The sequence below is a fragment of the Nocardioides sp. NPDC023903 genome, assembly GCF_040639295.1.
Taxonomy (GTDB): Bacteria; Actinomycetota; Actinomycetes; order Propionibacteriales; family Nocardioidaceae; genus Nocardioides.
Map to the genome: position 1 here is coordinate 52,987 of NZ_JBEZZS010000031.1, position 15,735 is coordinate 68,721.

12 protein-coding genes and 1 pseudogene are annotated in these 15,735 nt (G+C 69.3%); 11 read left to right on the forward strand and 2 right to left on the reverse strand.

Going from position 1 to position 15,735, the window contains the following annotated elements:
* The first annotated feature begins 108 nt into the window (after window positions 1-108).
* The 6 genes from AB0F44_RS24260 to AB0F44_RS24285 all read left to right on the forward strand — a co-directional run bounded on the left by AB0F44_RS24260 (window position 109) and on the right by AB0F44_RS24285 (window position 9,678).
* On the forward strand, window positions 109-1,113 hold the full coding sequence (locus AB0F44_RS24260; protein WP_357359226.1) for a LacI family DNA-binding transcriptional regulator: 1,005 nt from the start codon (window positions 109-111) through the stop codon (window positions 1,111-1,113).
* Window positions 1,114-1,200: 87 nt separating this feature from the next.
* Complete coding sequence (locus AB0F44_RS24265) at window positions 1,201-2,457, forward strand: extracellular solute-binding protein (protein ID WP_357359227.1); 1,257 nt, start codon at window positions 1,201-1,203, stop codon at window positions 2,455-2,457.
* Window positions 2,458-2,490: 33 nt separating this feature from the next.
* The gene (locus AB0F44_RS24270) at window positions 2,491-3,450 is read left to right on the forward strand and encodes a sugar ABC transporter permease (protein ID WP_357359228.1); all 960 of its coding nucleotides are present in this window, start codon (window positions 2,491-2,493) and stop codon (window positions 3,448-3,450) included.
* A gap of 1 nt (window position 3,451) precedes the next feature.
* The gene (locus tag AB0F44_RS24275; protein ID WP_357359229.1) at window positions 3,452-4,297 is read left to right on the forward strand and encodes a carbohydrate ABC transporter permease; all 846 of its coding nucleotides are present in this window, start codon (window positions 3,452-3,454) and stop codon (window positions 4,295-4,297) included.
* Between the two features lie 12 nt (window positions 4,298-4,309).
* On the forward strand, window positions 4,310-6,028 hold the full coding sequence (locus tag AB0F44_RS24280; protein WP_357359230.1) for a hypothetical protein: 1,719 nt from the start codon (window positions 4,310-4,312) through the stop codon (window positions 6,026-6,028).
* 23 nt (window positions 6,029-6,051) lie between these two features.
* Window positions 6,052-9,678, forward strand: coding sequence for a LamG-like jellyroll fold domain-containing protein (locus AB0F44_RS24285; RefSeq protein WP_357359231.1), 3,627 nt, complete (start codon window positions 6,052-6,054; stop codon window positions 9,676-9,678).
* 40 nt (window positions 9,679-9,718) lie between these two features.
* On the opposite strand, the gene AB0F44_RS24290 is transcribed toward AB0F44_RS24285, so the two are convergent.
* Window positions 9,719-10,483, reverse strand: a complete 765-nt coding sequence (locus AB0F44_RS24290; protein WP_357359232.1) for a siderophore-interacting protein — start codon at window positions 10,481-10,483, stop codon at window positions 9,719-9,721.
* 79 nt (window positions 10,484-10,562) lie between these two features.
* Here AB0F44_RS24290 and AB0F44_RS24295 point away from each other — a divergent pair, with 79 nt between their 5' ends.
* The 4 genes from AB0F44_RS24295 (at window position 10,563) to AB0F44_RS24310 (ending at window position 13,763) form a co-directional block, all read left to right on the forward strand.
* Window positions 10,563-11,687: a glutamate-cysteine ligase family protein gene (locus tag AB0F44_RS24295; protein ID WP_357359233.1), complete on the forward strand. Its 1,125-nt coding sequence runs from the start codon at window positions 10,563-10,565 to the stop codon at window positions 11,685-11,687.
* Window positions 11,684-12,655: an FAD-binding oxidoreductase gene (locus AB0F44_RS24300; protein WP_357359234.1), complete on the forward strand. Its 972-nt coding sequence runs from the start codon at window positions 11,684-11,686 to the stop codon at window positions 12,653-12,655. The genes AB0F44_RS24295 and AB0F44_RS24300 overlap by 4 nt, the downstream gene beginning before the upstream one ends.
* Before the next feature lie 92 nt (window positions 12,656-12,747).
* Window positions 12,748-13,203: a redoxin domain-containing protein gene (locus AB0F44_RS24305; RefSeq protein WP_357359235.1), complete on the forward strand. Its 456-nt coding sequence runs from the start codon at window positions 12,748-12,750 to the stop codon at window positions 13,201-13,203.
* Between the two features lie 2 nt (window positions 13,204-13,205).
* On the forward strand, window positions 13,206-13,763 hold the full coding sequence (locus AB0F44_RS24310) for an RNA polymerase sigma factor (protein ID WP_357359236.1): 558 nt from the start codon (window positions 13,206-13,208) through the stop codon (window positions 13,761-13,763).
* A gap of 4 nt (window positions 13,764-13,767) precedes the next feature.
* Here the strand turns inward: AB0F44_RS24310 and AB0F44_RS24315 are convergent, their stop codons facing one another.
* Entirely contained in the window at window positions 13,768-14,658 is an 891-nt protein-coding gene (locus AB0F44_RS24315) for a carbohydrate kinase (RefSeq protein WP_357359237.1), read from the reverse strand.
* Window positions 14,659-14,782: 124 nt separating this feature from the next.
* On the opposite strand from AB0F44_RS24315, the pseudogene AB0F44_RS24320 reads away from it, so the two are divergent.
* Window positions 14,783-15,735 (forward strand): annotated as a pseudogene (locus AB0F44_RS24320) (pyruvate dehydrogenase (acetyl-transferring), homodimeric type); the annotation flags it as partial.

Consider the following 15,735-nt stretch of genomic DNA (forward strand, 5'->3'; position numbering starts at 1 on the left):
CCACCTTCACTGCGGTCGAGCCCTGTCGAGACCCTTGACACGACGCGTGACCCTGGTCACACTCTAGTCAATTCCAGTGTCGAACCGGTTCGAAAGTCAGGTAGCGAGTTGGCCACCATCCAAGACGTAGCGCGGCACGCGGGCGTCTCGCGGAGCACCGTCTCCTACGCCCTCTCCGGCAAGCGCACGATCTCGACCGAGACCCGGGAGCGGATCGAGCAGGCCATCCGCGAGCTCGGCTTCACCCCGAACGCCGGCGCACGCGCACTGGCCACCTCGCAAACGATGGTGCTCGGGCTGCTGCTGCAGTTCCACGAGGACGAGTTCGCGCCGGCCATGCTGCAGTACGTCCTGCCGATCTCCATGCGAGCCCGCGAGCTCGGCTACGACATCCTGATGGTGACCGACCCCGACGGCCCCTCCGCGATCCACCGGATCGCGGACTCCCGCATGGTCGACGGCATCGTCCTCCTCGACGTCACCGCCGAGGACCCGCGCCTCGAGGCGCTGAGAAAGGTCGGCAAGCCCGGCGTGCTGCTCGGCCTCGCCCGCGACACCGCCGGCCTGGACTTCGTCGACCTCGACTTCGGCGAGGCGGCCAGGATGCTCGTCGACCACCTGCACGACCGCGATCACCGCGAGCTGATCCTGATCGCGCCGCCACACCACGTGGTCGAGCGCGGTGGGACGTACGCCTGGCGGTTCCGCGACGCGGCCGTCGAGCGCGCGGCGCGACACGGCATCCAGATCCACTGCTACCACGGCGAGTCGCGCCAGCCCGCGATCGGCGAGTCCGTCAACCGCATCCTCGACGCACATCCGACCGCGACCGGCCTGATCGTCCACAACGACGCGACGGTCGCCGCGCTGCCCTCGATCCTGAGCGATCGTGGGGTTCGGGTCCCCGAGGACCTCAGCGTGGTCAGCCTCTACTCGCGTGACTTCGGCGAGGAGTTCTCGCTCCCCTATACAGCCGTGGACTCGGCCGCGGACGAGCTCGGGCGCCAAGCGGTCTCCCGGCTGATCGGCCGGGTCACCGACCCGGTCACGGCCGGACCGCCGATCGTCCGGTTCGTCACCCCGGTGCTCCGTGACCGCGGCAGCACCAGCTGACCCACCGCCGGGATCGTACGGAGCGCCTCGTCGCGCCCACTGTCGAACCGGTTCAACAACCCACGCAATGATGCGAGAGGACACGAGATGAACAGCACCCCCACCCCAGGCCGCCCCCACGGTCGTACGGTCGCCCTCCTCACCGCGGCCGCGCTGACCATGTCGCTGGCGGCGTGCGGCTCCTCGGAAGAGTCGGGCAAGGTCACCGAGATCGGGTTCTGGGACCCCTACCCCCAGTACGACGACAGCTCCGACTGGGCCAAGTACGTCAAGTCGTGCGCACCGGAAGGCACCACCATCAAGCGCACAGCCGCCCCGAACACCGACCTGATCAACAACCTGACGACGGCCGTCCGCGAGGACAACGCACCCAACGTGGTGTTCCTCGACAACCCGGCGATGCCCGAGGCCTCCGCTTCCGGCCTGCTGGCCCCCATCGACGAGGTCGGCCTCGAGGCGACCGACGCCGATGCCAACCTCGCCGGCCCCGGCACCGTCGACGGCGAGACGTACGGGGTCCCCGTCGGCGCCAACACCCTCGGCCTCTACTACAACGAGAAGGTCCTCTCCGACGCCGGCGTCGACCCGGCGAGCATCACCGACTGGGCAAGCCTGAACGCCGCCCTGGAGAAGGTGACCGGAGCCGGTCACAAGGGCATCACGTTCGCCGGCGTCCCCGGCGAGGAGGGCACCTTCCAGTTCCTGCCCTGGTTCTGGGGATCCGGCGCCGACCTGTCCGACATCGGCTCGGCCGACGCCGTCGAGGCGGGCCAGCTCGTCTCGGACTGGATCGGCAAGGGGTACACCCCCAAGTCGGCCGTCACCGACAACCAGTCCGCGTCCTGGGACCTCTTCCTCACCGGCGACTACGCGTTCGCCGAGAACGGCTCGTGGTTCGCCCAGGCAGCGACCGAGCAGAAGTTCCCCATCAAGATGATGCCCATCCCGAGCCAGGACGGCGGCGCGGCTCCGGTGCCGACCGGCGGCGAGTTCGGCGTGGTGCCGCTGCACAAGGAGAACAGCGACGCCCACTACGCGGCAGCCAAGGAAGTGCTCGACTGCCTGCTCGGCTCGAAGACGCAGGTCGAGACCGACGACATGCTCGGCTACTTCACCGCCACCGAGGCCACCCGCGAGCAGCAGATCGCCTCCACGGAGCACTACCAGCCGTGGGCCGACGCCATCTCCAGCGCCCAGGGCCGGACGACCGACCTCGGCACCAGCTACCTCGCGACCTCGGCCGCACTGTCGAAGGCCGAGCAGGCCGCGCTCAACGCCGCCGGTGACGCCGATCAGGTCAAGGAAGCGTTCGAGACCGCGGCTCAGGAAGCCATGGGCAACTGACCCGCGACCGGACCCTGGAGAACGGACGAAACAGTGACCAGGAATCCCACAGTCTCGACGCTGGAACGCCGGACGGCACCGGAGGCGGTGCCGATCTCGGCGCCACCGCCCCGGCGCCGACATCACCGCCGCTGGGCCGGCGTGGCGTTCGTCGCGCCGCTGGTGACGTACCTCGTGGTCTTCTACGCCTACCCGCTGGCCGAGAACGTGTCGATGAGCCTGCACCGCTTCACCCGGGCGACGTACGTCACCGGTGAGGCGCCCTTCGCCGGGACCGACATCTACCGCGAGGTGCTCACCGCGCCGCAGTTCTGGCCGATCGTGCAGCAGACGGCGATCTTCGTTGTCGGCTCGCTGGTCTTCCAGTACGTCATCGGGCTGGCGCTCGCGACGTACTTCCACCGCCACTTCCCGCTGTCGGTGCTCCTGCGGGGGCTCTTCCTGGTCCCGTGGCTGCTCCCGATCATCGTCTCGGCGACGACGTGGCAGTGGATGATGGACGCGGACTCGGGCATCGTCAACCGGTTCCTAGGCGCTTTCGGCATCGACTCCGTCTGGTGGCTGAGCGCCGACAACTCGCTGTGGGCCGTGATGATCGCGAACATCTGGCTCGGGATCCCGTTCAACCTGGTCATCCTCTACTCCGGGCTGCAGAACATCTCGGCCGAGCTCTATGAGGCGGCCGAGCTCGACGGCGCCGGTCCGTGGCGCCGGTTCTGGTCGATCACGTTTCCGCTGCTGCGGCCCGTCAGCGCGATCACCATGCTGCTCGGCTTCGTCTACACCCTCAAGGTCGTCGACATCATCTGGATCATGACCGCCGGCGCCGGGTCGTCCCAGACGCTGGCGACCTGGGCGTACGGGATGGCCTTCGGGAAGGGCACCTCGGCAGTCATCGAGTACTCCCAGGCGTCCGTCGTCGGCACGATCCTGCTGCTCGTCGCTCTGCTCATGGGGCTGGTCTATGTCGCCGTCCAGCGCAAGGAGGCCTGACATGGACACCTCGACACGAACCACACGGACCACGCGAACCGCCTCTGCCTGGGGGAAGACCGGCATCGGCCTCGTCCTCACCGCGATGATGCTGTTCCCGCTCTACTGGATGATCAACGTCTCGCTGACCCAGCGCGACGCCATCCGCAGCGGCGGCATGTTCCCGAAGGCGTTCACCCTCGACCACTACCAGGTGGTGCTCCAGGACCAGCTGCCCTATCTCGGGACGAGCCTGATCATCGGCATCGGGACGGTCGCGCTCACGCTGCTCGTCTCGGCCCCGGCCGGCTACGCGATGTCGTCGCTGTTCGTCCCCGGCCGGCGGGTGCTCAACTTCTGCCTCATCGTGGCGCAGATGGTCCCCGGCGTCGTGATGGCGCTGGGCTTCTACACCATCTACACCGACCTCGGGATCCTCGACACCGTCCCCGGCCTGATCGTCGCCGACTCCACGATCGCGATCCCCTTCGGCGTGATGCTGTTCTCCGCGTTCATGGCGGGCATCCCGCGAGACCTCCTCCACGCCGCGGCCATCGACGGCGCGAGCCACTGGAAGACCTTCACCCAGGTCGTCCTGCCGATCTCGCGCAACTCGGCTGTGACCGTCTCGCTGTTCGCCTTCCTGTGGGCGTGGTCGGACTTCATCTTCGCCTCCACCCTCAACCGCGAGGGCGGCTCGCTGCGCCCGATCACGATGGGGCTCTACGACTACATCGGCTCCCAGAACCAGGAGTGGGGCCCGCTGATGGCGACCGCCGTCGTCGCCTCGATCCCCACCGCCATCCTGCTCGTCGTCGCCCAGCGGTACGTCGCCGCCGGTGTGACGGCGGGCGCCGTCAAGGACTGAAGGACACCCCGCATGCCGCTGCACGACACCTCGACCGAGGCCGCCTTCGACGTCCGAGAGATCCCGTTCTCCCGGCGCGGCTCCTGGCTCGACCTCTCCCCCGTGGTCGCCCTGCACACCCGCACCGACACGATCCACCTCGTCTCCCACCGCAACGGGTTCCACGGCGTGCTCGCGCTGCGGCCGGAGCGCGACGGCCTGCCGGTAGAGACGACCTGGTCCGCGGACCCTGCGGCCCTGACCTGGGCGCAGGAGGACGGCCGAGTCGAGGCGGCCTTCGCCGGCACGGACGCCGTACGCCTCCGCGGGTCCGGCCTCGCGCTGCGGCTCGGCGATGCCGCTGCCGGGCTCACCCCGTTCACCGGGACCTACCTGTTCACCGACCCGAGCGACGGTGCCGTCGTCTTCACCAGCTACGAGACCGGTCACCGCTACCGCGTCACCATGCTCCGCGGGGAGCACTCGGTCGAGGGCTCCGAGGCCCTCGGCGAGGCGACGAGGTCGATCTTGCTCGGAAGCGACGGCGGCGACTGGGAGGCCGAGGTACGCGAGGCGACCTCGCAGCAGACGGTGCCGGCGGAGGCAGCGACCTTCGAGGAGGTCGTCGCGGACTCGGCAGAGGACTTCGCCAGCTACCTCGACGACCTCGCCCCATGGCGTGACGAGCGCACCCCGGCGGCGGCGCTGGCGGCGTACGTCCTGTGGTCGGCGACGGTCGCTCCCAGCGGTCTGCTGGGCCGGGAGTCGGTGCTGATGTCCAAGCACTGGATGGACAAGCTGTGGAGCTGGGACCACTGCTTCAACGCGATGGCGCTCGCACCCGGCCGTCCCGACGCCGCGCTCGACCAGTTCCTCGCGCCGTTCGACCACCAGGACAACCGCGGCGCGCTGCCCGACTCGGTGACGCACACCGAGGTCCTCTACAACTACGTGAAGCCGCCGATCCACGGCTGGGCTCTGAGCCGGCTGCGCGCGACCTCGGCCCGAGCCTTCGACACCGACGAGCTCGAGCGCATCCACGACGGCCTGGTCCGATGGAGCCGGTTCTGGATCGACTCCAGGCGGCGGCCGGGCCATGACCTGCCCTACTACCAGCACGGCAACGACAGCGGCTGGGACAACTCCACCACGTTCGACCTCGACCGGGTCATCGAGTCACCCGACCTCGCCGCGTTCCTGGCGGTCCAGCTCGAGGTCCTCGCCGACCTCGCCGACGAGCTCGGCCACCCTTCGGCGGGCTGGCGCAAGGTCGGCGACGAGCTCGTCCGTACGCTGGTCGACCAGCTCTGGACCGGTGCCGAGTTCGTCGCCGTGGGCGCGCTCTCGGGTCGCCGGAGCACCGGAACCAGCCTGCTGAACCTGCTGCCGCTGGTGCTCGGCGACCGGCTCCCGTCCGACATCCGTACGACGATGGCGGACCGGCTCGGCGATCACCTGACCGACTACGGACCCGCCACCGAGCCGGTCTCCTCGCCCCACTACCAGGACGACGGCTACTGGCGAGGCCCGATCTGGGCGCCGTCGACCGCGCTCATCGAGGACGGCCTGCGCCGAAGCGGGTTCACGGCCGTCGCCGACGTCGTCAGCGAGCGGTTCAGGGCGCTGTGCGAGAAGTCCGGCTTCGCCGAGAACTTCGACGCCCGCACCGGCGCAGGGCTGCGTGACCGCGCCTACACCTGGACCGCCGCGGTCTACCTCCTCTTCGCCGCCGATCACGTTCGGCGGTCTTGACCCCACAACAGAAGGAGCTACCGATGAGATCACCCTTCATGTCCACACCAACCAGGGCGGCCGCCGTGGCCGCGGTCGCCGCGATCGCGCTGGCCATGCCCGGGGCGGTCCCACGCGCCGGTGCCGCCGAGGTCGCCGTGCCCGACCCAGTCGTCCACTACGCCTTCGACGACGACCCTGCCACCGGAACGGTCGTCGACGACTCCGGCAACGGGCTCGACGGCACCTTGGTGAACGGCGGCACCGCCGACACCGTCCCCGGAGACGCCGGCGGCCAGGCGCTGCACCTGCCCGGCGGGCCGTCCTCGTCGGACGGCGCCTACGTCACTCTCCCCAAGGGCGTCCTCGAGGGACGCACCGACCTCACGGTCACCGCGCGGGTGAGCTGGGACGGAGGTGGCGGCTCCTGGCAGCGGATCCTCGACCTGGGCAAGGACACCAGTCGCTATCTGTTCCTCACGCCGTCGAACGGGTCGGTGCTGCGTACGGCGGCCGTGGCGGGAACCGGCGCCGAGGCGACCAACTCGGGCTACGCCCCGCTCCCGGAGAAGTCCTGGCACACCGTCGCGGTCACCCTGGACACCGAGTCGGACCGGCTCACCACCTACCTCGACGGCGCCGCCGTCGCGACCGCCACCACGAAGATCACCGCCTCCGACCTCGTCGAAGGCGCGTCCACGAGCGGGTTCCTCGGCAGGTCGATGTTCCCCGCCGACAACCTGTTCGGCGGCTCGCTCGACGACGTGAAGGTCTACGGGGCCGCACTCACCCCGGAGCAGCTCGTCCAGGCCACCGGAGCCACCCCTCCCACCATCGTGGAGCCGACAAAGACCTCCTTCGACGTCTACACCGACGTCGGCGAGGAGCCGGCCCTGCCGGCCTCGGTGCGGGCCTCGTTCAGTGACGGCTACGACCGCGACGTACCGATCAGCTGGGACGAGGTGAATCCGGCGCAGTACGCGGACCGGGGCAGGTTCACGGTGACCGGCACGGCCGCCGGGCGAGCGGTCTCGGCCGAGGTGACCGTCCGCTACGAGAACCAGGTCGACATCGACCTGGCCGAGCCCACCGGCGACGTCATGGGAGGCGCGTCCGGGACGCTCTACGGGGTCTACGGCAAGGACCTCCCCTCGAGCAATCTGATCGACGGGATCAACCTGCGTACGGTGTCGACCAAGGCCCAGGACGGTCCGCAGCACCCGGGCGCGGACGCCCTCGAGGTGCTCGAGCCGCTGGTCGACGGCTCCGGCGGCGACGTCTACATCTACATGACCGACATCTACCGCGGGTTCCCCTACCAGTGGCCGGGCGACACTCCGCAGGCCAAGCTGGACGACTTCAAGGCCAAGATCAGGACCCAGGTCGAGCAGGTCAAGGCATTGCCGGAGAAGTACCGCAGCCACGTCGTCTTCGTGCCGTTCAACGAGCCCGAGGGCAACATGTTCGGCACCGGCGAGTGGAGCTACAACAAGGTCAGCTGGCTCGACGACCCGCAGCACTACTTCAAGGCCTGGGACGAGGTCAACGCCCTCATCAGGAGCGAGCTCCCCGACGCCCGGATCGCCGGTCCGAACACGAGCGTCCTCTATGACCAGGTGCAGGGCTTCATGAAGCACGCGCTGGCCAACGACACGATGCCGGACGTGATCACCTGGCACGAGCTGAGCAACCCGGCCTCGATCCGGACCAACGTGGCGAGGTTCCGCGGATGGGAGGACACGATCTACCAGGGCACCCCCTACGCGGGGAAGCATCTACCGATCAACATCAACGAGTACGCCTTCAACTACCACACGTCCGTCCCGGGACAGATGATCCAGTGGGTCTCGGCGCTCGAGGACAGCAAGGTCGACGGCGACATCGCCTACTGGAACATCGATGGCAACCTGTCCGACTCCGCCGTCGAGGCCAACAAGGCCAACGGGCAGTGGTGGCTGCTGAACGCCTACAGCCAGATGACCGGCCAGACGGTCAAGCTCACCCCGCCCCGCCCGAACGAGAGCTACACGCTTCAGGGCGTCGCGACCCTCGATCGCGACCGGCGACGCGCCGAGGCGATCATCGGCGGTGCCGACGGGGAGTCGTACGTCGACCTCGACGGCGTCGACCCGACGACGTTCGGGTCCAGCGTGCATGTCGCCATCAAGGAGATCGGCTGGTCGGGTCAGCTCGGCGACAACAGCGGGCCGGCCGAGGTCGCCGAGATGAACCTCCCGGTCAGCGACGGCGGTGTCGGGTTCTGGTTCGGCAAGGACGGCGTCCCCGCCCTCTCGGCGGAGTCCGCCTACCAGATCATCGTGACCCCCGGCGCCAACGCGACCGCGGATGCCGCGCCGCCGCAGCAGTGGCGGGCGACGTACGAGGCCGAGGACGCCGCTCACTCGGGCTCGGGTTACACCCGCAACGGCCCCGAGGGCAGCCCCTCCAACCTGGGCGGCTTCTACACCTCCGGCTCCTACAACGTCGGCGGCATCCGAACCGACTCCGAGGTGAAGCTCGACTTCGCCGTGGACGTGCCGAAGGACGGGACCTACGACCTGAGCGTGTTCGCGAACTCTCTGAACACCTACAGCCTGGTCAAGGAACAGGGTCCGACCAACGCCTTCATCACGGTCGACGGCAAGCAGGAGCAGGAGATCCACCTGCCGCTCGGCTACAAGTGGGTGGTGTGGGACCACGCCGACACGACGGTCGACCTGACCGCCGGAAAGCACACGATCTCGATCGCAGCCCGGAGCCTCGATGGCACCGAGGGCACTCGTGGCGACGCGATCATCGACAAGATCGATCTCTCCTTGTCGGACCCGGCCGCCACGCAACGCACCTATGAGGGTGAGGACGCGACGCTCACCGACGGAGCACGGGCCGACTACTCGAAGACCGGGGTGTCCGGGTCGGGCGCCACAGACCTCGCCCGGGGAACCGCGACGTTCTGGGTCTACTCCCCCGACGACGGCGAGCACCGCCTCCGGTTCGACACCCTCGGGTCCGGGCGCGTCCGGCTGGCGCTGAACGGACAGAACCTCGGGGTCGTCGCTCGATCGGTGTCGCGTGACGTGTTCCTCTCCGGCGGCATCAACAAGATCACCCTGACCGCGGAGCAGGGCAGGCTGCTGGTCGACCGGCTCCGTGTCGGTCCGTCGGCGGGCGCGCTGAGATCGGTGACCACCCAGGCCGAGGACGGGGCGCTCGAGGGCTCGGCGAAGGTCGCGTCCTACCCACTCGCCGACGGTGGCAAGGCGGTCACCGGTGTCGGTGGCGACCCGGGCAACGGCAACGCGCTGACCCTGGCCACCACGGCGCCTCGGGCAGGGACGTACGCGATCACGGTGCGCTACTCCAACGGCGAGCAGTCACCCGCCTCGCACTACAACCCGGACCCGCTGGCCCGGCACGCGGACGTCAGCGTGAACGGCGATGAGGCCCGCCGGGTCTGGTTCCCGCACAGCTTCCACGACAACGGCTTCTGGACGTTGACGTTCTACGCAGAGCTGAAGGCAGGCGAGAACACGCTGTCCTTCCGCTCCGAGGAGCTGCCGGACTGGAACGGTGAGACCTACATCTCCGACCGCTATCCGGAGCTGGGCCTGAGGTCGCCGTGGGCTCCGAACATCGACCGGTTGACGGTGACGCCGCTGGCCGCGGACTGAGTACGCCGCGGCCGCCCCACCGGGCGGCCGCGGCTCCATCTCAGTGCGCTGAGTGCGCGACCTGGCGGTTGGCGGCCTGGCTGCGCTTCCACGTACGGAAGCTCTCCTCGGTGTTCCCACGGCGCCAGTAGCCGGAGATCGACAGGTCGCCGCGCGGCACCCCGCGATCGCGCAGCAGGTAGGGACGGATCCGCTGCATGGTGACCTCGGCCTCGCCGTGCACGAAGGCGTGCACCCGGCCGAGCAGCCAGGGCAGCTCGCGGACGACGACCTCCAGGGGCGGGTCGACGGTGGCGTCCAGCCAGCGCACCTCGACCCCGGCCGGCGCCTCGACCTGCTGGAGATGCTCAGCGGAGGGAACCTCGATCACGGCATAGCCGACGGCGTCGGCCGGCAGCGCCGCCAGCGCCGCCCGGATCGCGGGCAGACCGGACTCGTCGCCGACGAGGAGGTGCCAGTCGGCGGCCGGGTCAGGAGCGTACGTCCCACCCGGCCCGCGCACGGTGACCACGTCACCCGGGCCGGCCGTCGCCGCCCACCGGCCGGCGACACCCTCGTCGCCGTGGTGCACGAAGTCGACGGCCAGGGTGCCCTCGGCGACGGAGGGGCCCAGAGCCGTGTAGGTGCGGCAGACGGTCGAGCCGTCGCCGACCGGGATCTCCAGACGCACGAACCGGTCGGTGCACACGCTGCCCTCGAACGCGGAGAGATCCTCGGCGCGGAAATGGACGCGGGTCATCCCAGCACTGAGACGCCGGGTCGAGGTGACCACGACCCGCGTCTCCGGCTTTGTCTCCGGCTTCACCGCGCGAAACATGAGGGGAGCCTAACCTAATTTCCGAGAAATGCGGATGACGCCTCGCGGACTGCCCTAGAGTTGCGCCGTGCTCTACTCCGCCGGGTTCGAGTTCGAGTATGCCCTGGTGACGGAGTCGCCCGACGTAGGCGCGGGCTCGTTTCGCGACAAGGGCAGCTTCCATGACTTCGGGGATCTCGACTTCGACACCCTTCAACGCGCCCTTGCCGACGGCTCCGGCACCACCGACGAAGGCCTCGTCCGCGGTGACCTGGGGATCAAGAGCGGCTACTGGTACCTGGAAGGCGACGAGCGGTTCGACGCCGACGGCACCTTCACGACGATGCTGGTCAAGGGCGTGGAGATCCGCACCCCGATCTGCTCGAGCACCACCGAGGCCGCCGACCGGCTGATCGATCTGCAGGACGACATCTCCAAGCGCCTCGCTCCCTTCGGTCTGCACCTGGGCATCGTCGGCTTCAACCCGGTCCGCGAGGCGTACGTCCTCGACCCGCCGCTCAACGAGTGGGAGCAGAAGATGCGGGCCGAGCATCGTGAGTACGACCACGCCGAGGTCTCCAACCTGAGCTACGGCCCCGACATCAACCTCTCCTTCCCCGGGTTCTCCGCGGAACAGGTCGTCGAGGTGACCCGTCGGCTGACCTACTACAGCCCGTTCATGGTGCCGTTCAGCTTCAGCTCGCCCTTCCACGCCGGCCGGGCGTGGCGCGGCCCCAGCAAGCGCACCTACGAGCGCACCTGGCGACGGGTCGCGGCGCGCTGCTTCGTGGACCCGCCCGCGGGCGCCGGACCCACCATGGTCCATCCGCCGCGAATCCCGCGCGAGGAGGGACGCATCGAGTTCAAGGCCTACGACGCCTTCCTCTCCCGCGACCTGCTGCTCGCCGGCGCGGCGCTGACGCTCGGCGTCTGCCTCGCAGACGATCTTCCCGGGCTGGCCGACGCGCCCAGTCGCGACCTGCACCAGAGGGCCGCGACCGCGGCCTTCGCCGACCCGGAGATCGCCGCCGGCGCCCGCGAGGTGCTCACAGCGGCCCGCCGGGCACTCACCGAACGTGCTGGCCTGCGGCACGAAGCCGGCCACCTCGCCTGTCTGGACCAGTTGCTGAGCGAGAAACGGACCCCAGCCGATAGCCTTCTGGACGCATATTCGCACACCGGCCTGATGTACCACCCGGAAGGACTTCGTTGACTGATCTGCCCGCCGACCTGACCGCTGACCAACCCATGACTCAGGTCGCAGAGGCCGACGTAGCGATCTGTGGAGCAGGCCCGATCGGCGCCGCGACGGCCATCTTCCTGGCCCGGCCCGACCTGCGCGTGGTCCTCATCGACCACGACCCCGCCGACGACCCCGCCCACGTCGCGACCTACCGCTACTCGGGCGGAAGCATCCGGTGGACGTGGCCCGACCCGGTCAAGCGCGAGATGACGACCCAGACCGAGCAGTTCATCCGCGGCGCCGCGGCCGGCGCAGACGCGGAGCTGGGCATGATCGAGAACACCTACCACCTGCTGCACACCGGAGAGCACATCCCCGCACTCAACGTCTCCGCGACCGGGCTCGTCGGGCTGCTCCGCGACCAGGCGCAGGAAGCGGGAGCGACGTTGGTCGACGCGCTCGTCACCGGCGTACGCCCTGACGGCAGCGGTCATGTGGTCGAGACCTCGCGCGGCGCGATCCGCGCCGGCCGGGTCCTGTGCGCGATGGGCGCGGCGAACGCCTCGGTGTTCCCGCAGATCAGCGCAGAGGCCGAGAAGCGCCAGCTGTTCGTGCTCGACCTCCCGGTTCCCCCCGAACGCGAGCAGCTGCCCCACACGATCGTGCCGATCGGCGACGGCTTCGGCTATGTCTTCGTGAAGCTCATCGACGGCCAGCTGCGCGTCGTCGTCGGGCAGGAGGACATCGTCGAGGACGAGGACACCTCGGGCCCCGTCGACCACTGGAAGGAGATCCTCGACAGCGGGCTCGCCACGACGCTCCCCTGGCTCCGCGATGCCCGCGTCGACGACATCCTCTGGGGCGTCGACACCGCGCAGAAGACGCTGGTGGTCGACGAGCCCAGTCCGGGCGTCCTCGTCGCCAACTGCGGTAGCGCCATCCGCTCCGCGGCCTGGCTCGGACGTACGCTCGCCGAGCGGCTCGCGCTCGGGAACTGATGACCGGCCGCGGCCGGGGTGAATCCTTTTGCGGCCTGGACCACTCCTATCTGCGATAGCCCGCGCCGCGGGCAGAACAGAGAGGACCACACGTGATCGACGTAGGAAGCACGATCGAGAACACATCCGTGGAGCTGAGCGACGGCACGGCAGCCGATCTCCTCGGGGAGGGCCACCGGGGCACGCTCATCTACTTCATGCGAACCACGACCTGCATGATCTGCAACGCCCACGTACGCACCCTCACGTCCAACGCGAAGGACTTCCGCGACCGAGGCGTTCGGGTCCTGATCGCTGTCCCGGAGGAGGCAACCGCAGCCCAGGCGTGGGCGAACCGGCGGCAGATCGCGTTCGCCGTCGTTCCGGGCCTCCACGGTGACCTCGGCCTCGCCCGCCGCCTGCTCGGCTCGATGATGCAGTCCGGAACCATCGTGGTGGACGCCACCGGCAGGGTCACGTACGCGGACATCGTCACCATGCCCACCGGCGGATACCGTCACCGCGATGCCCTCGCGGCGCTCGACGCCCTGCCGCAACGCGCGGGGTGATCATGACCGACGGTGGTACGCGCCGCCCGTGGCCCGACACGGCTGTCGTCCGGTCAGCGCAGGCCGGCGACGAGGCCTCGATCTCGGTGCTCATCGAAGGGGCCCACCCAAACGTGCGGCGGTTCGCCGCGTCGCTGTGCATGAGCGAACAGGACGCAGAGGATGCGACGCAGGAGGCGCTGGTCATCCTCTATCGCAAGATCGGGACGCTGCGAGCGACCGGAGCGTTGGCGTCGTGGATGTTCACGATCGTGCGCAACGAATGCGTACGTCGCTGGGCCCTCAGCAGGAGGCACGTCCTCGTCGAGGTGACCGATCTGCCCCTTCGGGCGAGCTCGTCGGCGGAGGAGACCGCCTTGGCAGGGATCGAGGCTCGCCTTGTCGCCGCGGCCATCGCGGGGCTTCCACCCGACCAACGGCAGGTGTTGCTGTTGCGCGACGTCCACGGCTACAGCGGAAGATCGGTCGCGAAGCACCTGGGGCTGAGCCTGCCCGCGATGAAGTCACGCCTGCATCGCGCCCGAGCAGCGCTCCGGGCCGGCCTCGAAGAAGCGGTCTAGCTGCTCAGCCCAGCTCGGCACGGGTCGGCGGGTTGGCACCGGCGCGCGAGACGGTGACCGCCGCCGCCCGGACGCCATGGGCGAGCACCTCGCGCCGATCGCGGTCGAAGTCGTCCCAGAGCGCGTCGACGAGGCCCGCGGAGAACGTGTCGCCGGCACCGATGGTGTCCACGACCGTCACCTTCTCGGCCGCCACATCGATCCGCTCGGACGCGGTGATCCAGCTGGCGCCGTCGCCGCCACGGGTCACCGCGACCGCACCGGCACCGAGCTCGAGCAGCCGCGCGGCCGCCTTGTCGAGCCCGATCCCGGGGTAGAGCGTCTCCAGGTCCTCGTCGCTCGCCTTGACCACATCGGCGTACGCCGCCGCCCGCTCGATCCGCGAGACGACCTCCTGGCCGGTTCCGGTCAGCGTGGGCCGCATGTTGATGTCGTAGAGGACCCGGACGGAGTCGGGGAGCCCGTCGAGCAGCGCGAAGACCGTCTCGGCGCCCGGCGCGAGCACCGGCGCGAGCGAGCCGACGTGGACGAACCGCGGCGTCCCCACCGCGATCTCGCCGAGCTTCCACTCCAGGTCGAAGACGTACGTCGCCGACCCGTCGGCCGTGATGGTGGCCTGCGCGGTCGAGGTGCGGGCCAGCACGTGCGGGTCACACGCCATCCGGACCCCGGAGTCGGCCAGGTGGGCGGCCAGCGCCTGCCCACGAGCGTCGTCGGCGTAGGAGGCGGCGTAGCGCACCGGACGGCCGAGCCGGCCCAGCGCGACGGCGACGTTTGCGCCGCTGCCGCCGGGATGGTCCTTGGTCACCCCGTCAGCCGTCGTAACCACGTCGACAAGCGCCTCACCTACCACCAAGACGTCAGCAGCGGCATTGTCACGATCCAGGCTGGTCACGGCGGCAGATTAGCAACTCGGCGTACGAACGAATTTTCCGGGGTTGACCAGCAGAAACCGCCTACTGTCCAGTAACCCACCGCGGATGGGCAACCGCTCTAGACCGCGTGCGACCATTGAGGACGTGACCGAAGAATCCACCGAGACGACTGGTGGTCCGCAGGGCCCGACCCCCGCCCAGCCGACCGTAATCCACGAGGGTCTACCGACCCAGCTTCCGGACATCGATCCCGAAGAGACCAGTGAGTGGCTCGGCTCGTTCGACGCGATGCTCGAGTCGAGCGGACGCGAGCGAGCCCGCTACATGATGCTGCGTCTGCTGGAGCGAGCCCGAGAGAAGTCCGTCGGGGTCCCCGCACTGCGCAGCACGGACTACATCAACACCATCCCCTCCGACCGCGAGCCGTGGTTCCCGGGCGATGAGGACATCGAGCGACGCATTCGGGCCTTCATCCGCTGGAACGCCGCCGTCATGGTCTCCTCCGCCAACCGCAAGGGCCTCGAGGTGGGCGGCCACATCGCCACCTACCAGTCCTCCGCGAGCCTCTACGAGGTCGGCTTCAACCACTTCTTCCGCGGCAAGGACCACCCCGGCGGCGGCGACCAGGTCTTCATCCAGGGCCACGCCTCCCCCGGCATCTACGCCCGTGCGTTCCTCGAGGGCCGGCTCAAGGAAGAGCAACTCTTCCGCTTCCGCCAGGAGGTGCAGCACGGCGTCGGCCAGGGCATCTCCTCCTACCCGCACCCGCGCCTGATGCCGGACTTCTGGGAGTTCCCGACGGTCTCGATGGGCCTGACCGGGATCAACTCGATCTACCAGGCCCGGTTCAACCGCTACATGCAGAACCGCGGCATCAAGGACACCTCCGACCAGCGCGTATGGGCCTTCCTCGGCGACGGCGAGATGGGCGAGCCCGAGTCGCTCGGCGCCATCCGGGTCGCCGCCCGCGAAGAGCTCGACAACCTGGTCTGGGTGATCAACTGCAACCTGCAGCAGCTCGACGGCCCGGTGACCGGCAACGGCAAGGTCATCCAGGAGCTGGAGTCCAACTTCCGCGGTGCCGGCTGGAACGTCAT